Source organism: Burkholderia plantarii, assembly GCF_001411805.1.
Classification (GTDB): Bacteria; Pseudomonadota; Gammaproteobacteria; order Burkholderiales; family Burkholderiaceae; genus Burkholderia; species Burkholderia plantarii.
Map to the genome: position 1 here is coordinate 871,968 of NZ_CP007213.1, position 25,588 is coordinate 897,555.

Below are 25,588 nucleotides of genomic sequence, written 5' to 3' on the forward strand. Positions count from 1 at the left end.
GGAACCGGAAGTTGCCGGCCACCTCGTCCGCGCGGGTCACGATCCACGACGTTCCGGGGCGGAGGCGCCATGACGAGCAAGATCGTTCACGTCACGGAAGCGTTCGGCGGCGGCGTGCTGTCGTTTCTCGTCGACCTGTGCAACCGGAGCGTCGCTGCGGGATACGAGGTCGTCGTCGTCTATTCCGAACGGGACGAAACGCCGGAGAATGTCCGCGCGCTGTTCGACCCGGCGGTGCAGCTGGTCCGGATCCGGATGCACCGCGCGGTGCGGCCGCTGCACGACCTGGTCGGCGTGATCCGCCTCGCGCGGCGGCTGCGCGCGGAGCGGCCCGACGTCGTGCATCTGCACTCGTCGAAGGCCGGTGTGCTCGGACGCGTGGCGGCGCGGCTCACGGCGGGAGAGGCACGGGTGATCTACTCCCCCCACGGCCTGTCGTTCCTGCGCAGCGACGTACCGCGCTGGCAGCAGCGTCTGTACCTGACGTTCGAGAGGCTCGCGGACAGCCTCGGCGGCACCGTCGTCGCCTGCTCGCCCGGCGAACTCGACGAGCTGAGGCGACGCGTGCGCGCACGACATGCGCGGCTGATCGAGAACGGCGTGGACACCGCCCGGGTTCCCCGGCGCGAGAGGCGGGATGACGGACGCACCATCGTGGGCATGATGGGCCGCGCGTCGTACCAGAAGAATCACGAGTGGTTTCTTGCGATTGCCGCCCGGCTGGCGCGGCCGGGGCTCGAGTTCGTCTGGATCGGCGGCGAAGCCGGTGCGGCCGGCCGGGGCGCCGCGGTGCGCTGCACGGGCTGGCTGCCGCGCAGCGAGGCGCTGACGACGATGGCGGGCCTGGACCTGTACGTCCAGACGTCGCGCTGGGAGGGCATGCCGCTCGCGGTGATCGAGGCACAGGTTGCCGGTATTGCCGCCGTCGTCACGGATGTGATCGGCAATCGCGACATCGTCGTGCATGCAACGACCGGCTTCGTCGCGTCGTCGCTCGACGAGATGGCCGAATGCGTGGACCGCCTGAGTCGCGATCACGCGTTGCGCGAGACGATGGCCGATGCCGCGACGCGCATCGCGACCGCGCGATTCCGGGCCGAGTCGAAATTTCGGCAATGGACGTCGCTGTATGACGACTCGGTTTCCTACGCAACGGTATCCGAAAGCGCCGGGGCGGTGCATCTGGACCTGGCGATGCTGCCCGGCAAAGGCGAGGCGCCATGAACCTGCACGCGTGGGTGCTCGGGGCCGGGCGGGCCGTCGCGCTGGCGTGCTGCATGACGGTCCTGAACCCGCACGCGGCTGCGGCGGGCGATGACGGCATGTGGGGTGCCAACGTCGATATCGCGCAGCTGCTGCCGGGCGATCCGCTGCACCTGTCGACCGATCGCGGCGATGTGTTCGGGCTCGCGCGGCTCGCCGGATTCAACACGTTGCGCGTGACCTCGTTCGCGGAATGGGCGCCAGGCTCGCGTGGTACGTCCTACGGATCGTCGGATTGGCGGCAGGTGGGCGAGCAGGCGAGGCGCAGCGGCTTCACGATCATTCCGGTCGTCGGTCTGAGCCGCGCCGAGTCCGGACAGGTCAACGCGATACCGGACTCGCAGGCGCGCGCGCGTGCGCGCACGCTTGCCTATCGCGACAAGGTCGGACGGATCCTGGACGGCCTCGTGCCGACGGGCTGCAAGGTCGTGATCGATCTCGACAACGAGCGCGAGCTCGACGCGGACCGGCTCGCCCAGTTCCGGACGCTGGCGTCGTTCGTCCACCTCCGGTATCCCGGCGTGCCGGTCACGGTCGGCGGCTGGAAGCGCCGACGCGAGGCCCCCGACGCATCGCAGGCCGGCTACGTCGCGAACTATCCGGACGACGGGGCGCCGCTGGCGGACATCGTCGACATCGTATCGGTACACCTGTACGACGAGGCGCTGGCCGACCATCGAACCTATGGACTCTACGCGCGTTCCGCCGACCGCGTGCCGCCCGCGGTGGTCGCGTATTTGCGGCGCGTGCAGCGCTGGGCGCACGGAAAGCCGATCCTGATCGGCGAGTTCGGCGCGCCGAACGGCGTGCTGCCGACCCGCTATCGGCGCGATCTCGGTCAGATCGATCCGGCCGTGCAGGACGATACGGTCGAAGGCGTGCTGCAGGGTGTCGCGCAGGCGCGCGACCAGCAGGTACACGTCGTGGGCGCGCTCGCGTGGATCATGGTGCCGCGCGGTGGCCCGACTGCCATGCACGACGAGTCGAACGAATGGTCGCTCAGCCTGGACGATCCGGGCACCGGCATGCTGGAGATATTCCCCGCGATGTGGGCGTTCTGCCGGACGCATGCGGTGCCGTCGTCGTCCTGCTCGCAGGATTTCCCGTCCGAGGTGCGATTGCGCGCCCGCTGATTTCCGAGGATCCCCATACTGATGGCCACCTTGAGCCAAACGCAAAAGAGCCCGGGCCTGTCCGGGCACGTCTTCTGGTACCTGCTCGCGCGCGGCGGCCCGGCGCTCGTCAGTTTTGCGTCCGTGATCGTGTTCGCGCGCATGCTCGGGCCGCGGGAGTACGGAATGTACTCGCTGCTGATCGTCGCCATGACGACCGGCAACATCGTGCTGTTCCAGTGGCTGCGTCTGTCGCTGCTGCGCTTCTATCCGGCCTGTCGGGAAGCGCCCGAAACCGTCATCCGCTCGGTGCTGCGTTGTTTCGGGTGGTTGTCGGCGGGCGTGATCGTGGTCGCCGCCATCGCACTGCACGTATCGGGCGACGCATTCCACCGGATCGACTACCTGCTCGCGGTCCCGGCGACCGTGCTGATCGCCTGGATCGAGCTGTCGCTGGAACTGAAGCGCGCGAATCTCGAACCGAAGGTCTATGGCGCCGTCATGCTGTTGCGCGCGGGGCTGATCTTCGGGCTGGGTGTCGCGATGCTCGCCTGGCGGCGCTCGAGCGACGCGCTGCTCGAATCGACGTGTGTCGCGCTGCTCGCGACCGCCGCCGTCTGCGCGGGGTTCTGGCGACGGTTCGACCTGAGCAAGCCGACCCGGGACATCTGCCGTGAGCTGATTCGCTACGGGTTGCCGCTGACGCCGGCGTTCGCCTTCAATTTCTTCCTGAGCGGCTTCGACCGATTCTTTCTGGGCAAGGTGGCCGATGCTGGGGCGGTCGGACGGTATGCGGCCGGCGCGGACATCGCGATGCAGTCGCTCGGCGTGGTGCTGATGTCAATCAACCTGGCGTCGTATCCGCTGATCGTGCGCGCGCACGAGAGCGAGGATCGCAGCTCGGTGCGCCGCGGGCTCGAGCGCAACCTGCTGTTCTATTGCCTGCTCGCCACGCCGCTCCTGGTGGTGTTGCTGTGCCAGTCGGCGTCGATCATCCACGTCCTGTTCGGCGCGCGTTATTCCGGCACGACGGCGAACGTGCTATCGCTTGCCGCCCTGTCGGCGATCGTCTTCGGCCTCAAGAACGGGCACTTCGACATCGCGTTCAGTCTCGCACGCCGGACCGGGCTCAGCCTGTTTCCCAACGCACTCGGCGCGGCGGCGTGCGTGGCTGCGCATTTGATGCTGACGCGGCATTACGGTGCCATCGGCGCATCGTTGTCGTCGCTGACGGGCTACACGGTGGCGTTGATTGCATCGGCGGCGAGCGGGCGGCGGTTCATCGACATTCCGGTCGTGACGGTCGACTGCGTGCGCGTGCTGTCCTGTGCGATTCCGATGGCGGCCCTGCTGTTGTGGATCGGTCCCGTGGGGACGCCGGTCGCGCTGGCACTCGCGGCCGGTGCGGCCACGCTGCTGTTCTATGGCGCGTGCTACCTCACGCTCAGGACGACTCGCGTTTCGGAGGCGACGTGAGGGTGCTGATCGTCAACACGCTCTACTACCCGGACCGGACCGGCGGCGCCGAAGTGTCGGTGCAACTGCTCGCCGAAAGCCTGGTGGCACTGGGGCACGAGATATCGGTCGTCTGCATCGCGCGCAAGGGCGCGCCGTGCGTCGAGACGATCAACGGCGTGAATGTATACCGGGTCGGGCTGTTCAACGTCTACTGGCCCTTCGACGGCCGTGACAAGGGCGTCGCGGCGCGCATCGCATGGCACGGGCTGGAGATGTTCAATCCGGTGATGATCGCACGCCTGTCGGCGATCGTACGGGACGTGGCGCCGGACGTCGTCCATACCAACAACGTCCATGGCTTTTCGACGGCGATCTGGGCATGGCTCGGCCGCCGCGAGCTGCCGATCGTTCACACCATTCGCGACTACGCGCTGCTGTGTAGCCGTGGCTCGTTGTATCGAGCCGGGCGGCGCTGTGAAAGCCGCTGCGCGGACTGCCGCGTGCTGTGCATGAGGAAGCGCGTCGACTCGCGCCACGTTTCGACGGTCGTCGGAATCAGCAAACACGTGCTGGCCGAGCACCTGCTGCACGACTGGTTTGCCGAGCGCCGCGACAGCGCCGTCGTCTACAACAGCGTGCCGGCGGTGCCGCCCGAAGCGAAAACACACGCCCGCGAGGCGGGAGCGCCGATCGTGTTCGGTTACATCGGCCGGCTCGTTCCGGAAAAGGGCGCGCGCGAGTTGCTGCGCGCGTTCAACCTGCTGCGCGCGCGGCATCACGACGTGCGGCTGCTGATCGCCGGGAGCGGTCCCGATGGCTTCGTCGCCGAACTGGCCCGGCACGCGGGTCCGGATGTGAGCTTGCTGGGCCACGTGGATGCCGCGCGGCTGTACCGGGACGCCGATGTCGTCGTCGTGCCGTCGCGATGGGACGAACCGTTCGGCCGGACCGTCGCCGAGGCGCTGGTATTCGGGCGGACCGTGGTCTGCTCGAATCGCGGTGGGCTGCCGGAACTCGTCGCGGGCCGGTCGCGCTGCCGCGTGTTCGACGCGGGCCGCGAAGCCGCATTGCTCGACGCGCTCGAACAGGTCGCGGCCGAGCACCGCGTGAAGGCGTCCCGCGACGACGACGGAGACGACGAATCGATCGAGCGCCTGTTCGACCCCCATGCGATCGCCACGCGGTACGTCGAACTGTATTGGCGGGCGATCGAAATGAATGCGTCGCCGGCGGAGCGGGCATGAGCCGAAACACCATGGTGCTCGGCGGCATCGTCGTCGCGTCCTCGATCCTGCTGCTGTTGCTCGCGGACGCGGGGCTGGGACGCGAGTCGGCATGGCTCGCGGTCGGGGTGTACGCGTTGCTCCTGATCGTGTTCCTCCGCGCGAGCAGCCGCGCGGCGCTGCTGCTCGTGCCGTACGCGGTGCTGAAGCTGAGCGAGTTGTTGTCGGTGGTGATGATCGAGTTCGGCGCGACGATGTCCGAAATCGGCATGCTCGGTCGCGATATCGGTGCATCGTCGGGATTGTTGCTGCACGACGTCGCGTTCTTCGCGGGCGCGACCTGGATACTGAGAGCGCGGCGCGCCGGCCCGGGCGCCGGCCGTATCGTGCTGACGCGGCTGCAGGCGCGGCTCGCGTTTGCCATCGGCTGCGCGATCTGCGCGACGGGCATCGTGGCGGGGCTCGCGTACGGCTTTTCGCTGTTCAGCGGGATGGACCGCTTTTCGTTTCGGGCCAATTCCGGCAACGCCCCGTTGTCGTTCTTCCTCGCCAACCGGCTGATCGCCGTGTTCCTGTTCGGCGTGTTGGCCGGGGGGCCGCGCCGGTTCGGACGGCGCATCGCGTTGCTGGGCATGGTGCTGGTCATGCTGGTCAACGTGCTGCATGGCGAGCAGCTCATGTCGACGGTCTCGCTGGTCGTGTCGTTTTTCGGCGTCCGGACGATCGCGCAAGGCGAGGGCCGGGATCTTTCCGGAACGTTGCTGCGGGTGGGGCTGTTGGCGGCCGTCTTCGGGTTCGGCGCGGTCGCGATTTCCTACTCGAGCCAGAACAAGGACGTATTCGTATCGGTCGCGGCGCGCGCGGTGCTGCAGGGGCAGCTCTGGTATGCGGTGGCTTCGGACCAGGCCGGGCGCGACCAGGCGAAACCCGAGTCGATCGAACGCAATATCGGCAGCCTGGGCGCGGCGTCGGTCGACGACTACGTGAATCTATGGCCGCCCGTCGGCGTGCGCGAACTGATGTACAAGTTTGCCGATACGTCGTTGTACAACGCGTATACGGAGAACGGGGTGACCTTCACGATGGGGACCTCCGGCTATCTGTACTTCCTGTTCGGCTTCTGGCCGTCGCTGCTGATCGAGTGCCTGCTGGGCATGTTCGCGGCCGTGGTGGTGCGCGCGCTCACGGCGGCGATGAGCGGCGAAAATCTGCTGTTGCTCGTCGTCTCGGCGAAGCTGTATGCCTTGCTGATGCTCGGACTTCAGCAGGGCGACTTCTGGTATCTGTTCGGTATGCGTACGGTTGCGACGCTGATCATTTTCCGGTTTGCGATCTTTCTGTTCGGAAAGCGCCGCATGCGGTCTGGTGCCGTGTCGACGCGATTCGGATGACCGAAGACATGCAGTTCGACGTTGCCGGCTTCCGGCGCAAGGGGATGAATGTGGCGAACCTCGAGAAGATTGGCGGGCAGGTGCGCGTCGTCATGTTGGCCGGTTACGATGCGGCCTCGGACCGATGCGCGGTAGGTGAGTACGGAGAATGCCTCGCGGCCGAGCTGTCGAGGCGCGCGGGCGGCACGCAGCTCGACTTTACCCGGATCGTGTTCAAGCCGGGTTCGACGCTCGGCTGGTTCGCGCTGCCGGATGCGGTGCGGAACGCGTCGATCGTCCACGTGCAATATCCGTATGAAGGTTGGGGGCGCAGTCCGCTTGCGGGCCTGCTCGGCGCCGTCGCGAAACGCGGGCTCCCGTGGGCGCGTACCAAAGTGGCGACCACGTTCCATGAATGGCGCAGCATGCACTGGCTCCGGAAGCTGAGCATCCTGCCGCTCGCGTTCTCGTCCGACCTGTTGATCTTCGTATCGAAGCGGGAGCGCGACAGCTATCTGCGCAGCGCCGTCGGACGGCTGCGGGGCGCATGGCAGCGCATCGAGGTGATTCCGATCGGCGTCAATGTGAAGGTGCCGCCGATCGATCGAACGCGGGTGACGCGCGAGCGCGCTGCGATGCTCGGCGACGCCTCCGGCCGCCCGGGCGTGCTGCTCGGTTTTTTCGGCTTCATCTACGACTGGAAGCAGCCGGTGAAACTGCTGGACGCGCTGGCGGCGTTGATCCGGACCGGGGTGAATGCGCGGCTGCTGATCTGCGGCGACTTTCCGGACGGGCATGACGCGGCGCGCGAGCAATTCCGCGCCGACCTGCGTGCGCGAAACCTGCTCGACCACGTGATTCACGAGGGCTACGTCGAGGACGAGACCACGCTCGCACATTGGCTCGCGGCCTGTGACGCGCACCTGTATCTCTACAAGGATGGCGTGTCGTCACGACGTGGCAGTTTTTGGTATTCGCTCGAACTCGGCGCCACGGTCATCTGTACGCCGCCCGAGTATCCGGGCGAGTTCGACGGTTTGATCGATATCGACGGCTTGCAACATAGCGGTGCGATCCGGTTCGTCGGGCCGGATGTCGAGCCGGCGGTGCTGGCGCACGCGATCGCCGATTTGCCGGCGTTCGACGCGCCGCGTCGCGCGACGGCCCATGCGCCCAGCTGGGGTGCGATTGCCGATCGGCATCGGTCCGCTTATGCCGCATTGGTGAACGGCCGTGCGAGACCGGATTGAGACGGGGTGGCGGTACCGCCGCATGTCGCATGCGTCGGGCCACGCGGCCTCCGTGGCTGGCCGCACGCGCCCGACACCGGCGGGAGCGTTATTTTCGCATCACCTGTAGCGCCCCGGCCGGCGCGGTTTGCACGGGGACGTGCGGCCGGCCAATGCCGTAATACTCGATGCCGAGTGCCGCCATGGCGTCGGGTTCATAGAGATTCCGGCCGTCGAAGACCACCGGCGCATCCAGCAGCGCGATCAGCGCTGAAAAATTCGGGCTCTTGAACATCTTCCACTCGGTGACGATCACGAGTGCGTCGGCGCCGGCCGCGGCGTCTTCCGCCGTCGCCACGAAAGCGAGCCGGGAGTGGGCAGCCGGGGCGTGGCTCAGGTCGAGCGCGATCACGCGCCGCGCCTCGTTCGTCGCGACCGGATCGTAAGCGCGCACGATCGCGCCGCGCTTCAGGAGCCCGGCCACCAGCTCGCGGCTCGGCGCTTCACGCATGTCGTCGGTATTCGGCTTGAACGCCAGCCCCCAAAGGCCGAACGTCAGTCCCGACAGGTCTTCCCCGAAGCGTCCCGCGATCTTGTCGAGCAGCACCTTCTTCTGCGCATCGTTGACCGCTTCGACGGCCTCCAGGATCCGCAGGGATTCGCCGTACTCGGCCGCGGTTCGCACCAGGGCACGGACATCCTTGGGGAAACACGATCCGCCGTAGCCGACACCGGCATACAGGAAGTCGTGGCCGATGCGCGGATCCGAACCGATCCCGCGCCGGACGGCCTCGATGTCGGCACCGACGCGATCGGCCAGGTTCGCCAGCTCGTTCATGAACGAGATCCGCGTGGCCAGCATCGCGTTGGCCGCGTACTTGGTGAATTCGGCCGAACGCACGTCCATGTGCCGCGTGCGTTCGTGATTGCGGTTGAACGGCGCGTACAGTCGCTTCATCTGCTCGCGCGCCCGCTCGCCGGCGTCGTCCGCGTCGGTGCCGATGACGATGCGGTCGGGGCGCATGAAGTCGTCGACGGCCGCGCCTTCCTTCAGGAACTCGGGGTTCGACACGACCGAGAATTCGTGGCGCAGGCCACGCCGCGTCAGCTCCGTCGCGATGGCGTCGCGTACTTGCGACGCGGTGCCGACAGGCACGGTCGACTTGTCGACCACCACCTTGGGGGCCGTCATGTAACGCCCGATGTTGCGCGCGGCGGCGAGGACATACTGCAGGTCGGCGGAGCCGTCCTCGTCGGCAGGCGTGCCGACCGCGATGAACTGGATGTCGCCGTGCGCGACCCCGGCCTCGATGTCGGTCGAGAACTGTATTCGCCGGCTCGCGCGATTGCGATCGATCAGTTCCTTCAGGCCCGGCTCGTGAATCGGTACGCCGCCACCGTTCAGGATGTCGATCTTGCGCGGGTCGACGTCGAGGCAGAACACGTCGTTGCCGATTTCGGCAAGGCACGCGCCGGTGACGAGGCCGACGTAGCCGGTTCCTATGATGGTGATTTTCATGTCGGAGCAGGGAAACGGATCGATTGTGGTTGGAAAATTCCGGAGACCGGATGCCGGATCCGATGGCGCCGGAAGGATGGCGGCGCGATGCGTGTCCGGGCGACGAATGTGGATCGCGCCACGCCATGCGCCGGGCGTGCCTCGGGCCATGCGGATCCGCCCGGAGCGGAGCGCGAAGCGGTGCCGGCGGTGTCGCCTTGATCCGCCAACGTTCCCGCTCGGTCGACCACGTGCCTGCCGGTGCCGCAGCGATCGGGCGCGGGATCGACGCGGTAGACGAGGATCGGCATCGGTCCCGAACGGTGGCCGCAACGGTGCGTGGCGTGACAGACCCATGGTGGCTGATACCCGGCATGCGGGTCCGACAGAATGCTGGTCCGGGCCGCCATTCTCGATGGCGCTCGCGTGGCGCTCGCCGCTCGACCGCCTGCCTGCAAGGCGGTCGGGAGGAATGGCCGCGGCGCCGTGGTGAATCCCGCGCGACGACCGCCCGAAACCGTGCGCGGCGTCAGTGGGCGATGCCGCCGCGGGCCGGCACGCGAGGATCTTGCACGTCCCGCCGTCATGCATCAGGCGAGCAGCGATTCGGTCATGCGCGCGAGCAGATACTGCTGGAAGTCCGCCGCGACTTCCGGATGCCGCAACGCAAATTCCACTGTCGCCTTCAGATAGCCGAGCTTGCTGCCGCAATCGAAACGCGTGCCGTCGTACCGGTACGCGAGCACCTGCTCGTCGGCGAGCAGCGACTGAATCGCGTCGGTCAGCTGCAGTTCGCCGCCGGCGCCGGGCTTCAGGCGGCGAAGATGGTCGAAGATCTTCGGCTTCAGCACGTAGCGGCCCACGACGCCGAAGTTCGACGGCGCCAGCGCGGGCTCGGGCTTCTCGACGATGCCCGACAGCTTGAAGAGATCGTCTTCCCAGCGCCTGCCGTCGATCACGCCATACGATTTCGATTCTTCCGGGGCGATTTCCTCGACACCGATGACCGACGCATGATAGTGGTCGAATACGTTGATCATCTGGCGCAGCACCGGTGTCGGTCCGTCGAGCAGGTCGTCGGCGAGAATCACGGCGAACGGATTGTCCCCCACCAGTTTCTCGGCGCACATGACGGCATGGCCGAGGCCGAGGGCTTCGGCCTGACGGACATAAAAGCAGTCGACGTGACCCGGCTTGATACCGCGGACCAGCGCCAGCAGTTTTTCCTTGCCGCGTGCCTCGAGCTCGGCTTCAATTTCGTAGAACTTATCGAAATGATCCTCGATCGCGCGCTTGCTGCGCCCGGTGACGAAGATCATCTCGGTTATGCCTGCCTCGATGGCTTCCTCGACCGCGTACTGGATCAAGGGCTTGTCCACGACCGGCAGCATCTCCTTCGGACTCGCCTTGGTGGCGGGCAGGAAGCGGGTGCCGAGCCCGGCGACCGGGAATACGGCTTTGGTGACTTTCAACATGGTAGTGGTTCCATTGGGTCGAATGACGGGCGGACACCTCGGCATCTGGCGCCGCCGCCGGAGGAGGCCGGCGTGTTCGACGCGGCGCCGGCTCGTCCCGAAGGCCGGCGCGTACTGCTCGGTGAATCGTAAATCGAGTCGCCCGCCGGGCGGCGACTGAATCCTGGATGGATCCGACAGCTTTTCAGACCCGGCCCCCGCGATCCGGCGACACGAGCCTGCATGGCGGATTTCAGCTGGCTTTTGTCGGCCCGGGTGTCCTCGCCTGGCATAGGGTGAGCGTCGACAACCCGATATCCGGGCAGCGCGGGCGGCGCACACGCATCAGCCGATGTGCTCGGTGGCCGCGCAATCAGGAGAAGTCATGGCGGAACAGGACGATATCTTCGGCGCGATCAAGGCGCTCAACCTCGCTTACCTCGGCCTCATGCAGCAGATGTTGCTGATCGATCCGGAGGCGGCGACGCGCGAACTGGGCATCTCGGAGCGGACCGCCGCGTGGATCGCCGCGTTGACGCCCGACCAGATCGAGGAACTGGCCGGGCACGGCGAACCGCTTTGCGAGTTGCGCGAGGACATGATTCCGACCCGCACGTGAGCTGGTGCGGCGCCGGTCGCCGCGGCGCGGGCGGGCACCGGCACGGTCGACGAATGCGCGAGCGGCGCGACCTTGGGCAGTTCGCCGCCGAGTGCGCGCCGTGATCGGCATGCCTTGACGGCCGGGGGGACGAGCGGCGGCAAGCCTCGCCGTGTACGGCATACGGCACCCGGCGAATTCCGGGGCGCCCGCCCTGCACACGCCGTCGACCCCGGCGCGAGCCCCGCGAGCCCCGCGAGCCCGAATCGCGGCGCGGGGAGGCCACGCCCTCGCGCGATCGGGCAAGCTCCGGAGCCGCCCCGCTTTTCCGGTTCGGCCCGGATACGGCACGTCGCATCCGGGCGGCAACGGGCGCAGCGGGACTTGCGCGTGAACGGGGTCGGCGGGGTCGGCGGCTTTGCCGTGGCGCCGGTTCACCGGGGACTGTCGCGTGGCCGCGATCTCACGCGGCCGGCAGGGGGCGCCAGGTCCGCCCGATCGGCAACCTCAAGTCAATAAGCCCCCGTCCACCGTGATGATGGTGCCCGTGACGTGCCGGGCCGCCGGGCTTGCAAGGAACACGACGGCTGCCGCGATGTCTGCCGGCGCAGCGAAGCGTCCTAGCGGCGTGAGGCTGCGCTGGAAGTCCGCGCTCTCGCCATCCGCCGGATTCATCTCGGTATCGGTCGAGCCGGGTTGAACCAGATTGGCCGTCACGTCCTTCGGACCCAACTCTTGAGCGAGCCCCCGCGTAAACGACTGCAACGCCGACTTCGTCATGTAGTACACCGTTCCCTGTGCGCCAACGATGCGGTCCGCGCCGGCCGAGCCAATGGTGATCACGCGACCGCCTCCCTTGAGGTGAGGCATGGCTGCCTGCGTGGCCAGAACCGGGCCGCGGACGTTGACCGCGAGAAGCGCGTCGAGGTCCGCCGCATCGAAGTCTGCGATCGTGTTATAGCGCGCGATGGCGGCGTTGTTGACGAGGATCTCCAGGCCACCCAGCGCGCCGACCGCTGCTTCGACCGACTCCCGGATGGCGGCCGGGTCGGCCATGTCGGCCCGGATTGCCACGCCCCGGCGGCCGAGCTTCTCGATCGACGCCACGACTTCCTGCGCGCGGTCCGCTGCGTTCTGAAACGTCAGTGCGACGTCCGCGCCGTTGTCGGCGAGCGCCAGGGCGATGGCGGCTCCGATGCCTCGCGAGCCACCGGTTACGAGGGCGCGTTTTCCGGCCAGTGCGTCATTCATGATTCGCCTTTTGTGTAGTGATCGATGCATATATCGTAGAATTGGCATTTCGGTCAGTCAAGAATTATGTATCGATCGATGCAAAAAAAATCCGACGAAGTTTCGAAGACCCCCGAGCGCCCGAACCGCGGGCGTGGCAGACCACGCGCGTTCGATCGGGAGGCCGCCTTGGCGCGAGCCATGCGGCTTTTCTGGATCAAGGGCTACGAGGCGACCTCCATCACCGACCTGACGGATGCGCTCGGCATCGGTTCGACCAGCCTGTATGCCGCCTTTGGCTCGAAGGACGAGTTGTATGCCGAAGCGCTCCGGTTCTACGCCGTCACCTACGAGGATCTGGTGCTGGGAAGGTTTCGCAAGGCAGCCACCGCCCGCGAAGCGGCGTTCGCCTATCTGTGGGATTCGGCGGCGGCGATGACGGGGGCCGATTGCGATCTGCCGCATGGGTGCATGGTCACGCTGGGTACCGTCGGAAGCGACGGCCACGCCGAGCTCGGCGACTTGATGCGGGCGGCGCGGGGCGGGGCGTTCGAGGTGCTCGTGGCGCGCCTCGAAAAGGCCGTTGCGGACGGCGAGCTGCCGGGCACGCTCGATGTCGCGAAGCTGGCCAGATTTCTGCAAACCGTCCAGAGCGGCATGGCGATCCGGGCGCGGGACGGCGCCGAGCGAGCCGAACTCCAGGCCGTCGCCGAGATGGCGATGGCGGGATGGGAGGGTATCGTCGGCCGGCTGAGCGAAGGCGCGAAGCCAGTCTGACGGCCTGGCTCGGGTTCGCCCGCGCCGCCTGAAACGCTCCATCATGAGGAAAAGCGGCTTGCCCTGATGGGTCGATTAAAATTTTTCATGGTCACATTCGAAGCCGGCTTGCCTGCCGTCTGTCCGCCATGCTTGAACGCATCCATCTCGTCATCATTCGCGGAGTCGCCCGGCAGGGCTCGCTGACGGCCGCCGCCGACGCGCTGTTCCTGACCCAGTCGGCGCTGAGCCACGCCGTCAAGAAAATCGAGTAGCAGCTCGGCACGCCGATCCGGGATCGCGAGGGGCGCAGCCTGGGGCTCACGCAGGCCGGGCAATACCTGCTGGCGCTGGCTTCGACCACGCACTGGTGCTGGTGGTGGCCGACCGGCATCCGCCGGCCGGCGTGCGCTACGTGAAGCCCGCGCAACCGACGGACGAGGCGCTCATCACCTATCCCGTCGAGACCGACCGGCTCGACATCTACAACCCCTTCCTGCGCCCGGCCAACGTCGCGCCGCGCCGTCACAAGACCATCGAGACCACCGACATCATGTTGCAGATGGTGGCCAGCAATCGCGGCGTGGCCGCGCTGCCGCGCTGACTTGCCGAGGAATACGCGGACCGCATGCCGGTCACCGCCGTGAAGCATCGCGCTTGCTCATTGAATGATGTATGTCATATCATGTTGGATGATGGTCATCATGCAAAGGCGGCGCACGGCGTTCCACGCCTGCCGCTCGTCATCGGCCGGGGCCCGCCCGCGCGGCGCGCCCCGGCCCGCGGGCACCCCCGACAACAGGAGTCAACGATGCAAGACAACAACGCCGCCGCCGGCGAGGCCGCGGCAGGGCGCGGCACACCCGCCAGGCGGCGCCTCATTCCTTTCGTCATCCTGACGATCGTGGTGCTGGGCGCGGCGGGCTACGGCCTCTACTGGTGGCTGAGCGGGCGCTTCTACGAGTCGACCGACGACGCCTACGTGGGCGGCAACGTCACGGTGATCTCGCCGCGCGTGTCGGGCTACGTGGCGCGCGTGCTGGTGGCGGACAACGCGCTCGTCCACGCGGGGCAGCCGCTCGTCGAACTCGATCCGGCCGATTTCACGGCGCGGTTCGACGCGGCGCAGGCCGAGGTGGACGCCGCGAAGGCGGCGCTGGTGCGGCTCGCCGCGCAGCACGAACTGATCGGGGCGCAGATCGCGCAGGCCCGGGCGCAGGCCGACGTCGACCGGGCCGCGCAGCAGTTCGCGGATCGCGACGCGCAGCGCTACGAGAATCTCGCCGAATCGCATTCGGGCACGCAGCAGGATTCGCAGCGCGCCCGCACCACGCTCGACCAGGCCAGCGCCCGCGTGCGCGCCTCGCAGGCCGCCGTCGTCGCGCAACAGCGCCAGCTCGCGGTGATCGACGCGCAGAAGGACGAGGCGAACGCCCGCGTCGAGCAGGCCGAGGCGTCGCTGCGCAACGCGAAGCTCGACACCGGCTACACCACGCTCTACGCGCCGGTGGACGGCTACGTCGGCAACCGCTCCGCGCATCCGGGCACCTTCGTCGCGGCCGGCACGCAGCTGATGTCGCTGGTGCCGGCCAGGGGCCTGTGGATCGACGCGAACTTCAAGGAAGACCAGATCCGCCACATGCGCCAGGGGCAGGACGTCGAGATCGAGGCCGACGTCGACAGCGGCCTGACGATCCGCGGCCGCGTGGAAAGCCTCGCGCCCGCCACCGGCTCGGTGTTCAGCGTGATCCCGGCGCAGAACGCCACCGGCAACTTCACGAAGATCGTGCAGCGCGTGCCCGTGCGCATCGCGCTCGACCCGGCGGTGTCGGCGGTCGGCGCGCTGCGCGCCGGGCTGTCGGTGACCGCCACGGTCGATACGCGTTCGGCCGGCGGCGCGGGGAATGGAACCGGCCCCGGCAACGGCGCGGCGGCACGATGAACGCGGCCGCGAAGGGCGCCGCGCCCGCCCATCCGCCGGTCCTGCCGTTCGCGGTGATGTGCGTCGGCATGTTCGTGGCGCTGCTCGACATCCAGGTGGTGGCGGCCTCGCTGCAGGACATCGGCGGCGGGCTGTCGGCCGGGCAGGACCAGATCGGCTGGCTGCAGACCGCCTACCTGATCGCCGAGATCATCACGATCCCGCTGTCGGGCTGGCTCACGCGCGTGTTCTCCACGCGCTGGCTGTTCGTGGCCTCGGCGCTCGGCTTCACGGTCGCCAGCATGCTCTGCGGCCTGGCCTGGAGCATCGGCAGCATGATCGCGTTTCGCGCGCTGCAGGGCATGATCGGCGCCTCGATGATTCCCACCGTGTTCACCTCGTCGTTCCACTATTTCACGGGCAGGCGCCAGCAGATGTCGGCCGCCGTGATCGGCACCATCGCCTCGGTGGCGCCCGCGCTCGGGCCGGTGATCGGCGGCTGGATCACCGACACGATGTCGTGGCGCTGGATCTTCTACATCAACGTGGTGCCGGGCCTGCTGGTCGCGCTCGGCGTGGCGACCATGGTCGACATCGACGAGCCCGACCTCTCGCTGCTCAAGGACGCCGACTATCCCGGCATCGCGCTGCTGGCGGTGTTCCTCGGCCTGCTCGAATACGTGCTCGAGGAAGGCTCGCGCTGGAACTGGTTCGACGACGCCGACATCCGCCACGCGGCCTGGATCTCGGGCATCGCGGGCGTGCTGTTCGTCTGGCGCAGCCTCACGTTCGCGCGGCCGGTGGTCGATCTGCGCGCGTTCGCCAACCGCAACTTCACGGTCGGCTGCATCCTCTCGTTCATCACCGGCATCGGCATTTTCAGCACGATCTACCTGCTGCCGCTGTTCCTCGGCTACGTGCGCGGTTTCTCGGCGCTGCAGACCGGCACGGTGGTGTGCGCCACCGGGCTCGGTGGCTTCCTCGGCGTGCCGGCCTACATGATGCTCGCGCGCCGCTTCGACACGCGCTGGATCATGATGGGCGCGCTCGCGCTGTTCGGGCTGTCGATGCTGAGCTTCGCGCAGATCACGAGCGAGTGGGACGGCGACCAGCTGTTCTGGCCGCAGATCGTGCGCGGCTTTCCGCAGGTGCTGGCGGTGGCGCCCGCCGTCACGCTCGGGCTCGGCAGCCTGCCGATGGCGCGCGTGAAATACGCGAGCGGCCTCTTCAACATGATGCGCAACCTCGGCGGCGCGGTGGGCATCGCGATCTGCGGGGCGATCCTCAACAACCGCACCAACTTTCATTTCGAGCGGATCGCCAGCACGCTGACGAGCGCCAACGCCTCGATGCAGACGCTGATCGCCGGCTCGCAGGCGAACTTCGGGCAGGCGTTCGGCGACCTGGCCCACGCCGGCACGGCCACGTTGCTGCAACTGCGCGCGCTGGCCTACCGCGAGGCCTCGACGATGGCCTACGCGGACGCGTTTCTCGCGATCGGCGCCGCGTTCGCGATCGCCGTGGTGCTGGTGCCGCTGTTGCGCAAGGTCGCGCCGCCGCAACGGCCGGGCAGCGACGCAGGACATTGAACAGGACTACCCAGATGATCCGCTTCCTCCGCCCCGTTCGTTTCGGCTTCGGCCGCCGGTGCGCGCCGCATGCGGCCCGCGTGACGCGCGGGCTCGCGCCGGCGCTGCTCGCGGGCCTCGCGCTCGCCGGCTGCATGGTCGGCCCCGACTACCAGCGGCCCGAGCTGGCCACGGCCGATCGCTATCACGCGCAGGCCGCGCTCGGCGCCGTCGCGGGAGACGGCGCGGCCGACCTCGCGCGCTGGTGGACCGGCTTCGACGATCCGGCGCTCTCGCGCATCGTCGCGCGCGTGCTGGCGCAGAACCTCGATCTCGCCGCCGCGCAGGCGCGCGTCGTGCAGGCCCGCGCGGCGGCCGGCGAGGCGGACACGGCATGGCTGCCGCAAGGCAGCCTCGACGGCAGCGTCGAGCGCCTGCACCAGTCGCTGGTAAGCCCGTTCGGCAGCGTGGCGAGCGCGTTCCCCGGCTACCAGCGCAACGTCACGGTCGCGCAGATCGATGCCGGCGCGAGCTGGGAACTCGATCTCGCGGGCGGCCTGCACCGGCGCGCCGAGGCGCTGCGCGACGAGGCCGCCGCGGCCGAGGCGGCGCGGCTCGGCACGCGCGTATCGATCGTCGCCGAGGCGGCCGACGCGTATTTCCAGCTGCGCAGCGCGCAGGCGGCGCTGCTGCTGCTGAACCAGCAGGTCGAGACCGACGAGGCCGCGCTGCGCGTGGTGGACGATCGGGTTCGCCACGGCGTCGCGCTCGATCGCGAGCATGACGACGCCGACGCGCAGCTGGGCCAGGACCGCGCGCTGTTGCCGGCGTTGCGCACGCAGCTGGCGCGGCAGCGCAACCGGCTCGACGTGCTGATGGGCGACGCGCCCGGCACCAACGCGGCCGCGATCGACGACACGCCGCCCGACATGACGGTCTCGCCGGGCGTGCCGGCCGGGATCCGCCCGGCCGACCTGCTGCGCCGCCGGCCCGACGTGATCGCGGCCGAGCGGCATCTGGCGGCGTCCACGGCCGGCATCGGCGCGGCGCTCGCGCAGTATTACCCGGACGTCTCGCTGTCGGGCCTGCTCGGCTTCGACCGGATGAGCACGGGCGGCCTGTTTACCGCGAAGGCGTTCGAGCCGGCCGCGCTGGCGGGCATCCACTGGCGGCTGTTCGACTTCGGCCGCGTGGACGCCGAGGTCGCGCAGGCCAGGGGCGCGCGCGCAGAGGCGCTGGCGCAATACCGGCAGGCGATCCTGCGTGCCGGCGAGGACGTCGAGAACGCGCTCGTCGCGCTCGCCGAGGCCGACGAGAACACGCGGCAATGGCGCGCCGTGGTGGTCGCCGACGGCCGCGCCGAGCAGTCGGCGCAGCGCAGCTACGCGCAGGGCACCGCCGCGCAGGGCGACCTGTTGCGGCGCCGGCGCAGCCTGCTGGAGGCGCGCCGCGCGTGGGTGCTGGCGAGCGGCGATCGCGCGCGCGCGACGGTGGCCGCCTATCGCGCGCTCGGCGGCGGCTGGGCGCCCGATGGCGGGCCGCACGACACCGCTCTCGCGAGCGCGGCGCGGTGAGCGCGACGGCGCCTGGCGCGGGCGCCGCCGGGGCGTGAGGTGATGCCCGGCCCGCGCCGGGCGATCCGTCGGGCGGCGGCGCTGCATGTTATGTTGTTGGCTTACTTTCGAGGTGAACGGATGCGATACAGCCCCGAGCACAAACAGGAGAGCCGCAGGCGCGTGCTGGCCGCCGCCGCCCGGGCGATCCGCGAGCAAGGCCCGGAAGGGATCAGCGTGGCCGCCGTGATGGGCGAGGCCGGCCTCACGCACGGCGGCTTCTATGCGCATTTCGCGTCGAAGAACGCGCTGATCGCGGCCAGCATCGACTACATGTTCGACGAGGTGGTGGCGCGCTTCGACAAGCGCATCGAGGGCAAGCCCCCGCGCGAGGCGCTGGCCGCCTATATCGACTACTACCTCTCGCTCGCGCACTGCACCTCGCGCAACGGCGGCTGCCCGATCGCCGCGCTCGGCTCGGACATCCCGCGCCTCGAGGCGCAGGCGCGCGAGGCGTTCGTGCGCGGGATGGAGCGCCAGCAGCAGCGCATCACGGCGCTGCTGGAGCGGATGGGCTGCGAGGATGCCGCCGTGCTGGCGCGCTCGATGCGCTCCGAGCTGTTCGGCGCGCTGATCAGCGCGCGGCTCGCCGACGGCGAACTGCGCGAGTCGATCCTCGAAACCTCGCGTCTGGCGCTATTGAAGCGCCTTCATCTGGACGCCGACTCGCCGGCGGCCTGAGCGGCGCCGCCGCGTGCGCCGGCTCGCGCGAGCCCGGCGCGGTGGTATCGGATCGCCATGAGGGATGACCGCGGCGGGGGCCTACGGCCAGCGGCCATGCATGCTACGATCGCCCGGGCCGCGGCGTGCAGGAGGCCTGAAGCCAGGCCCGGCTTCATTCCGGCTCGCTTCAGGCGCGCCATCGGCCGCCGCGGATCTCCTTCACACCGCCGATCCAGGAGTTCGCGACATGAGGCGCTTCCTTCTCGCAGCAACCGTACTGACCGCCTGCCTTGCACCGCGCGCCCATGCGGCCTCCGCGCCCGCGGTGGAGGCGCGGCACGGCATGGTGGTGTCGTCGCAGCACCTGGCCTCCGAGATCGGCGTGCAGATCCTCGAGCAGGGCGGCAACGCCGTGGACGCGGCGGTGGCGGTCGGCTACGCGCAGGCCGTCACGAACCCGTGCTGCGGCAACATCGGCGGCGGCGGATTCATGACGCTGCATCTGGCCGACGGGCGCGACCGCTTCATCGATTTCCGCGAGAAGGCGCCGGCCGGCGCCTCGGCGAACATGTATCTCGACGAGGCCGGCAACGTGCGCAAGGGCGCGAGCCTGTACGGCTATCTGGCCGTCGGCGTGCCCGGCACGGTGGCCGGCATGAATCTCGCCGAACGCAAATACGGCAAGCTCACGCTGCGCCAGGTGATGGCGCCCGCGATCAAGCTCGCGCGCGACGGCTACGTGCTCACGCGCGGCGATACCGACATCCTCGACACCACCACCGGGCGCTTCCGCGACGATCCCGACGCGGCGCGCGTGTTCCTGCGCAAGGACGGCACGCCGCTGCAGCCCGGCGACCGGCTGGTGCAGAAGGATCTGGCCGCCACGCTCGAGAGCATCGCGCGGCACGGCGACGACGCGTTCTACCACGGCAGGATCCCGCAGGCCGTGGAGGCGGCCTCGAGGCGCGGCGGCGGCGTGATCACGGCGGCCGATTTCGCGGCCTACCGGGCCGAGGACACCGAGCCGCTCAAGTGCGACTACCGCGGCTACACGTTCATCTCGGCGCCGCCGCCGAGTTCCGGCGGCGTCACGCTCTGCGAGACGCTGAACATCCTCGAGGGCTACGACATGCGCGCGCTCGGCTATCACTCGGCCGCGGCGGTCCACTACATGACCGAGGCGATGCGCCATGCCTACCTCGACCGCAACACGCTGCTCGGCGATCCGGCATTCGTCGCCAACCCGGTCGAGCGGCTGACGAGCAAGGCCTACGCGGACGAGATCCGCAAGACCATCAGCGCCGACCGCGCCGCCTCGTCGAAGCAGGTGGTGCCGGGCTTCAGCGTCCACGAGAAGCCGGAGACGACGCATTACTCGATCATCGACGCCGACGGCAACGCGGTGTCCACCACCTACACGGTGAACGGCCGCTTCGGCGCCGTGGTGATCGCGCCGGGCACCGGCTTCTTCCTCAACGACGAGATGGACGACTTCACCACCAAGCTCGGCGCGCAGAACCTGTTCGGCCTCGTGCAGGGCTCGCGCAACGCGATCGCGCCGGGCAAGCGGCCGCTCTCGTCGATGGCGCCGACGGTGGTCACGAAGGACGGCAAGGTGTTCATGGTGATCGGCTCGCCGGGCGGCTCGCGGATCATCACGATCACGCTCGAGACCGCGCTGAACGTGATCGACTACGCGATGCCGCCGCAGGATGCCGTGGACGCGCCGCGCATCCATCACCAGTGGCTGCCCGACGAGGTCTATTACGAAACGCGCGGCCTGTCGCCCGACACGCTCGCGATCCTGCACGGGATGGGCTACCGGATGGTCGAGCAGACGCCGTGGGGCGCCGCCGAACTGGTGCTGGTCGGGCTGCCCGGCACCGAGGTGGCGAGCCGTGCCAGCTCGGGCAACGATTCGTCGGTGTCGGACATCGTGCGGCCCGGCTTCATTTATGGCGCGAACGATCCGCGCCGGCCGGCGGGCGCGGCGGTGGGGTACTGAGGCGGGTTCCGTAAGCCGTGCCGGCGCCGCAATGGCGCCGGGGGCCGGGGGCCGGGCGGGCCGCGTCGATCCATCGGGTCGCGCGGCCCGCGCGCATGACGGGCGGCGCGCGTCGATCGCGGGAGCCAGTGGCTCGGGCGGCGCCACGGCAGCGAGCGCTGCCACGGCTTCGAGCAGCAACGCGGCGGCCCGCGTCCGGGGCCAGCCACGGCGGCGCGCCAGCGCCGCATTGCGGCATCCACGACACGCCCGGGGGCCGCGCGCGACCCGATCGCCGACGCCGGCGGCAGCCCGCCGTCGCCTCCTTGCACGGTACGCGGCCGCGCCTGACGAACGGCTCAATTTTCCTTACAACTTGCCGTTAATGCATCGGGCAGGGTGGGGGTCGGGATGGCTTGCGCGTAGATGCGGCCATGAACGGCGTGAACGCGCGCGAAGCATCGGCATGCCGGCATGCATCGATTCGCCGGCCACCACGACACCCGGCACCGGTTGCGGGCATGTCCCGACCGTTGCGTCTCGTTCCTGCTCGCCGCTTCGCCTACCGTCAGGAGACATCGCATGAACATTTCGCCAGCCGCCGGCGCGCCGGGTTCCGCACCGGACGAGACGTCATCGGGCGCCGGCCGCGCCAATCGCGACAGGCAGCAGCGCGCTGCGCTCGATGCCTCGGGCGCGGCAGGCATCGCTCAGGCATCCTCCCGGACCCCCATCGGGGCTTCGCAGGCCCCGCTGGCGTCGATTGCATCGGCCAGCGGTGGCGTGGCGAGCACGGCTGCCGGCACGACGTCGGGCGCGAGCGCGGCGGGCGGCGCCGGCTCGGGTGGTGCGTCGTCGTCCGCGTCGAGCAGTGCCGACACGTTGGCCGCGATGGGGGCATCGATTATTTCGAGCGTGACGGGCGGCAGCGGGTCGGGGCAAAACTCGAGCCCCAGCGCGATGGATCTGCTCGAACAGACCATCAAGCGGCTGGAGCAGCAACTGGCGCAGGCCGAGAAGCAGCTGTCGCGGGCAGCGACCGACGAGGAGCGTGCGGCGGCGCTGCAGATAATCGAGACGCTGGTAGGGGCGCTACTGGAGGCGATCAGCGCACTCGACCAGATGATGACCAAAACGAGCGGATCGGGTAGCGTCGGCGCCAACGTCAACACCTTCGCATAAGCGCCGGTTGCGCCGGCCGTCAGTCCGGCTGCCTGCCGTCAGCCGCCTCGGGGCGAGTGAGCCTGGCCTGAAGCCGGCGGCCGCCCGCCTGCCTGGTTGAATCGCGCATCGCGGGCGTCGCGCGGCGGCCTTCGCGCACGCGGCCGATGGCGCTCGCACTCGCGCCGCGCGCCTGCCGCGCCACCGCGATTCGCATCCGCACCCGCCTCGACGCTTCGCGGCACGCCACCGCCATCGCCCTTCGCGTTCGCCATCGCGCCGCGCGGCCGCTTCAGCCCGCCCGCTGCGCCAGCAACTTCTCCGCGACCTCGACGATGTCCCGCATCGCGTGCTGCAGGTGCTCGCGCAGCAGCGCGGCGCCGCGCCGGACGTCGCGCGCGCGGCTCAGCTCGATCATCTCCAGGTGCTCGCGCCGCGTGTGCTCGCGAATCGGCACGTTCACCACCTGAAAGCGGAAGTAGCGCTCGTTGCGGTCGTTGAGCCGGCGCAGTGTCTCGATCGCGAGATCGAGGCCCGACGGCGCGTAGAGCGTTTCGTGGAAGCGCCAGTTCAACTGGCCCCAGCTGGTTTCGGCCGCCGTCTCCATCTGCTCGACGATGTCGGCCGCCGCCGCGAACGTCGCCTCGGTGGAGGCCGGCATCGCGCGGCCGTAGATCCACGGCTCGAGCCGCAGGCGGATCTCGAAGGTCTCGCGCACCTCGTCGGCCGAGATCGCGCAGACGTAGGCGCCCTTGTGCGGAATGATCGTGACGAAGCCCTCGCCCTGCAGGCGCGTGATCGCCTCGCGCACCGGCACGCGGCTCACGCCGAGTTCGTCGGCCAGCGCTTCCTGGCGCAGCGGCGCGCCGGGCGCCAGCTCGCCGCGCAGGATCTTGCCGCGAATCGCCTCCAGCGCGAGATCGACGGTGGTGGCGCGCACCAGCTTGCCGGACGGCGAGCGGACGGGATGGGACCCGGGCGGGTCGGTCAGGTCTTGCATCGTGTTCGTCTTGACTGAATCCAGACGTGATCATGCCAGACGCATTCATGCTTGACACCAAAAAACGCGTACAGCATATTGGATACAATCGACAGTGTTCAATCTTCCGGATAGTTCGATGTCGTGAACCGGCCCGCGGCGGCCGGTTCCTTTCATTCATTCGACGAGGTACGTGGCCATGCGCTGGAGCAGGACATTTACGGTGGTGAACTGCCACGCCGAGGGCGAGGTGGGCAACGTGGTGACGGGCGGGGTGTTCGACGTGCCCGGCGCCAGCATGTTCGAGAAGATGATGTATCTGGAGGAGCAGGCCGACGAACTGCGCCGCATCGCGATCTTCGAGCCGCGCGGCTCGGCCAACCAGAGCGTGAACTTCATCCTGCCGCCCACCGACCCGCGCGCGCAGATGGGCTACGTGATCGCCGAATCGACCGAATACCCGGCGATGTCGGGCTCCAACACCATGTGCGTGGCCACCGTGCTGCTCGAGACCGGCATCCTGCCGATGGTGGAGCCGGTCACGAACCTGCTGCTCGAATCGCCGGCCGGGCTGATCGCGATCCGCTGCGAATGCGCGAACGGCAAGGTCACGCGCGTCGAGTTCACCAACCAGCCCGCGTTCGCGAACCACCTGGACCGCATGATCGAGGTGGCCGGCGTGGGCACGCTGAAGGTGGACGTCGGCTACGGCGGCATGACCTACGTGATCGTCGACGCCGAGGCGCTCGGCTTCGGCATCACGCCCGACGAGGCGCGCGAGCTCTGCGAGCTGGGCCAGGTGATCAAGGCCGCGGCGGCCGAGCAGCTGCCGTCGCCGCATCCGCTCAACAAGCTGATCAAGGGCATCACGCAGACCGAGTTCGTGATGCCGCTGCGCCGCGAGAACGGCGTGCTGAGTTCGCGCAATACGGTGATCGTCTCGCCGGGCCGCTGCGATCGCTCGCCGTGCGGCACCGGCACCTCGGCGCGGCTCGCCGTGATGCATGCGAAGGGGCTGATCGAGGTGGGCGAGACCTTCGTCCACGAGTCGATCATCGGCTCGCGCTTCGAGAGCCGGATCGCCTCGACCACCACGCTCGGCGGCGTGCCGGCCGTGGTGCCGGTGGTGGCCGGGCAGGCCTGGATCAGCGCGATCTCGCAGGTCGGCGTCGATCCGACCGACCGTTTCCAGACCGGCTTCACGCTGTCCGACACGTGGCTGGAAGCCGTCGACGACAAGCTGATCAAGTCGCGCAAGTAGTCACGCACCGGCACGCCGCCGCATCGTGGTGCGGCGGGCAATCCGGACCGGCGCGGCCGGCGCCGGCCGCCCGCCCCGATTTTCCGTCGTTGAACCAACCCGTAGGACATGACATGAACCATCTGACCAAGGTAGTGGCAGCGTGCAGTCTTTGCGCGGCATCGGCGTTCGCAATGGCCGATACGACCGTGACCCTCGGCCTGTCCGGCCCGCTTACCGGCCCGCAGGCCGGCAGCGGCAAGGACAACGAGAACGGCGCGAAGCTCGCGATCGCCGACCTCGACAGGAACGGCCTGACCGTGGGCGGGCAGACGGTGAAGCTCGCGCTCGACTCGGAGGACGATCAGGGCGACCCGAAAGTCGGCGTGCAGATCGCGCAGAAGCTGGCCGACAGCTCCGCGCTGGCGATCCTCGGCCCGAACAACTCCGGCGTCGCGATCCCGGCCGCGCGGATCTTCCAGGGCGCCGGCGTGGCGGTGCTGCCGGTGGCCTCGAACCCGGCGCTGACGGCGCAGGGCTACGACACGATCTTCCGGATCGGCGCGAGCGACGCGCAGCTCGGCGGCTCGATGGCCGATTTCGCGCACGACGTGCTGAAGGCGAGGAAGGTGGCCGTGATCGACGATCGCACCGCCTACGGCCAGGGCATCGCGCAGGAATTCCTGAACGAGGCGCAAAAGCTCGGCCTGACCGTGGTGGGCCGCGAGTACACGAGTTCGAACGCGGTCGATTTTCGCGCGATCCTGACCAACCTGAAGGCCAAGGCGCCCGACGCGATCTTCTACGGCGGCTACTCGGCGCAGGCCGGCCCGATGCTCAAGCAGATGCACTCGGCCGCGATCCCCGCCAAGCTGCTCGGCGGCGACGGCATGTGCTCGGCGGAGCTGCCGCAGCTGGCCGGCGACGCCTCGGCCGACGCGTTCTGCGCGCAGGGCGGCTCGGCGCTCGACAAGACCGCGGCGGGGCGCGCGTTCATCCAGCGCTACCGGGCGGCCTATCACGTCGACATGCTGGTCTACGCGGCGAACTTCTATGACGGCGTGATGATGGTGGCGAAGGCGATGCAGGCCACCGGCACCACCACCGATCGCGCGAAGATCCGCGCCTACCTGGCCGGCATCAGCTACGACGGCATCGCCGGGCACTACGCGTTCGACGCGAACGGCAACCTGAAGGGCGCGCCCACCACGGTCTACACGTTCCGCAAGAACGTGCTGACGCCGTATTGAGCGGCGCGCGGGCCGGCC

21 protein-coding genes and 1 pseudogene are annotated in these 25,588 nt (G+C 69.0%); 18 read left to right on the forward strand and 4 right to left on the reverse strand.

The features are described from left to right. Positions 1-69: 69 nt before the first annotated feature. The 6 genes from bpln_RS21200 to bpln_RS21225 are packed head-to-tail and all read left to right on the forward strand — an operon-like array spanning position 70 to position 7,676. On the forward strand, positions 70-1,224 hold the full coding sequence (locus bpln_RS21200; RefSeq protein ID WP_063891313.1) for a glycosyltransferase: 1,155 nt from the start codon (positions 70-72) through the stop codon (positions 1,222-1,224). After that, positions 1,221-2,396 carry a glycoside hydrolase 5 family protein gene (locus bpln_RS21205; protein WP_055139905.1) on the forward strand — a complete coding sequence of 392 codons (1,176 nt, stop codon included), beginning with the start codon at positions 1,221-1,223 and terminating at the stop codon, positions 2,394-2,396. Before bpln_RS21200 ends, bpln_RS21205 begins: the two co-directional genes overlap by 4 nt. A gap of 21 nt (positions 2,397-2,417) precedes the next feature. Then, positions 2,418-3,851, forward strand: a complete 1,434-nt coding sequence (locus bpln_RS21210) for a lipopolysaccharide biosynthesis protein (protein ID WP_055139906.1) — start codon at positions 2,418-2,420, stop codon at positions 3,849-3,851. Then, positions 3,848-5,077: a glycosyltransferase family 4 protein gene (locus bpln_RS35895; RefSeq protein ID WP_209444939.1), complete on the forward strand. Its 1,230-nt coding sequence runs from the start codon at positions 3,848-3,850 to the stop codon at positions 5,075-5,077. The genes bpln_RS21210 and bpln_RS35895 overlap by 4 nt, the downstream gene beginning before the upstream one ends. After that, entirely contained in the window at positions 5,074-6,447 is a 1,374-nt protein-coding gene (locus bpln_RS21220) for a DUF6418 domain-containing protein (RefSeq protein ID WP_055139908.1), read from the forward strand. The genes bpln_RS35895 and bpln_RS21220 overlap by 4 nt, the downstream gene beginning before the upstream one ends. Continuing rightward, complete coding sequence (locus bpln_RS21225) at positions 6,444-7,676, forward strand: glycosyltransferase family protein (protein WP_055139909.1); 1,233 nt, start codon at positions 6,444-6,446, stop codon at positions 7,674-7,676. Before bpln_RS21220 ends, bpln_RS21225 begins: the two co-directional genes overlap by 4 nt. A gap of 88 nt (positions 7,677-7,764) precedes the next feature. On the opposite strand, the gene bpln_RS21230 is transcribed toward bpln_RS21225, so the two are convergent. Further along, positions 7,765-9,174: a UDP-glucose dehydrogenase family protein gene (locus tag bpln_RS21230; protein WP_055139910.1), complete on the reverse strand. Its 1,410-nt coding sequence runs from the start codon at positions 9,172-9,174 to the stop codon at positions 7,765-7,767. Between the two features lie 569 nt (positions 9,175-9,743). Then, complete coding sequence (gene galU, locus bpln_RS21235) at positions 9,744-10,628, reverse strand: UTP--glucose-1-phosphate uridylyltransferase GalU (RefSeq protein WP_055139911.1); 885 nt, start codon at positions 10,626-10,628, stop codon at positions 9,744-9,746. A 364-nt stretch (positions 10,629-10,992) separates the two neighbouring features. Between galU and bpln_RS21240 the strand changes: the two genes are divergently transcribed. Next, positions 10,993-11,226 (forward strand): flagellar transcriptional regulator FlhD, encoded by a 234-nt coding sequence (locus bpln_RS21240; RefSeq protein WP_055139912.1) that lies wholly within the window; start codon positions 10,993-10,995, stop codon positions 11,224-11,226. Positions 11,227-11,712: 486 nt separating this feature from the next. Here bpln_RS21240 and bpln_RS21245 read toward each other — a convergent pair whose 3' ends face one another. Next, positions 11,713-12,456, reverse strand: coding sequence for an SDR family NAD(P)-dependent oxidoreductase (locus tag bpln_RS21245; protein WP_055139913.1), 744 nt, complete (start codon positions 12,454-12,456; stop codon positions 11,713-11,715). 78 nt (positions 12,457-12,534) lie between these two features. Between bpln_RS21245 and bpln_RS21250 the strand changes: the two genes are divergently transcribed. From bpln_RS21250 to bpln_RS21285, 9 genes and pseudogenes are all read left to right on the forward strand, one after another. Next, positions 12,535-13,212 (forward strand): TetR/AcrR family transcriptional regulator, encoded by a 678-nt coding sequence (locus bpln_RS21250; protein WP_055139914.1) that lies wholly within the window; start codon positions 12,535-12,537, stop codon positions 13,210-13,212. Positions 13,213-13,340: 128 nt separating this feature from the next. Then, the gene (locus tag bpln_RS37890) at positions 13,341-13,466 is read left to right on the forward strand and encodes a helix-turn-helix domain-containing protein (protein ID WP_244132008.1); all 126 of its coding nucleotides are present in this window, start codon (positions 13,341-13,343) and stop codon (positions 13,464-13,466) included. A gap of 38 nt (positions 13,467-13,504) precedes the next feature. Continuing rightward, positions 13,505-13,795, forward strand: a pseudogene (locus bpln_RS37895) (LysR substrate-binding domain-containing protein); the annotation flags it as partial. Between the two features lie 207 nt (positions 13,796-14,002). Next, positions 14,003-15,133, forward strand: coding sequence for an HlyD family secretion protein (locus bpln_RS21260; protein WP_055139916.1), 1,131 nt, complete (start codon positions 14,003-14,005; stop codon positions 15,131-15,133). Continuing rightward, complete coding sequence (locus tag bpln_RS21265; protein ID WP_042627303.1) at positions 15,130-16,701, forward strand: DHA2 family efflux MFS transporter permease subunit; 1,572 nt, start codon at positions 15,130-15,132, stop codon at positions 16,699-16,701. Before bpln_RS21260 ends, bpln_RS21265 begins: the two co-directional genes overlap by 4 nt. Before the next feature lie 14 nt (positions 16,702-16,715). Next, positions 16,716-18,254, forward strand: coding sequence for an efflux transporter outer membrane subunit (locus tag bpln_RS21270; protein ID WP_080937350.1), 1,539 nt, complete (start codon positions 16,716-16,718; stop codon positions 18,252-18,254). 120 nt (positions 18,255-18,374) lie between these two features. Beyond that, positions 18,375-18,974: a TetR/AcrR family transcriptional regulator gene (locus bpln_RS21275; protein WP_055139917.1), complete on the forward strand. Its 600-nt coding sequence runs from the start codon at positions 18,375-18,377 to the stop codon at positions 18,972-18,974. 229 nt (positions 18,975-19,203) lie between these two features. Next, positions 19,204-20,961 (forward strand): gamma-glutamyltransferase, encoded by a 1,758-nt coding sequence (ggt, locus tag bpln_RS21280; RefSeq protein ID WP_055139918.1) that lies wholly within the window; start codon positions 19,204-19,206, stop codon positions 20,959-20,961. A gap of 561 nt (positions 20,962-21,522) precedes the next feature. Continuing rightward, a complete protein-coding gene (locus tag bpln_RS21285) occupies positions 21,523-22,122 on the forward strand; it encodes a hypothetical protein (protein ID WP_055139919.1) in 600 nt (199 codons plus the stop codon). Between the two features lie 271 nt (positions 22,123-22,393). Here bpln_RS21285 and bpln_RS21290 read toward each other — a convergent pair whose 3' ends face one another. Next, a complete protein-coding gene (locus bpln_RS21290; protein ID WP_042627307.1) occupies positions 22,394-23,101 on the reverse strand; it encodes a GntR family transcriptional regulator in 708 nt (235 codons plus the stop codon). Positions 23,102-23,303: 202 nt separating this feature from the next. Here bpln_RS21290 and bpln_RS21295 point away from each other — a divergent pair, with 202 nt between their 5' ends. Together bpln_RS21295 and bpln_RS21300 are read left to right on the forward strand one after the other, a co-directional pair. Further along, positions 23,304-24,341 carry a proline racemase family protein gene (locus bpln_RS21295; RefSeq protein WP_226993749.1) on the forward strand — a complete coding sequence of 346 codons (1,038 nt, stop codon included), beginning with the start codon at positions 23,304-23,306 and terminating at the stop codon, positions 24,339-24,341. 113 nt (positions 24,342-24,454) lie between these two features. After that, positions 24,455-25,570, forward strand: coding sequence for a branched-chain amino acid ABC transporter substrate-binding protein (locus tag bpln_RS21300; RefSeq protein ID WP_042627309.1), 1,116 nt, complete (start codon positions 24,455-24,457; stop codon positions 25,568-25,570). The last annotated feature ends 18 nt before the right edge of the window (positions 25,571-25,588 follow it).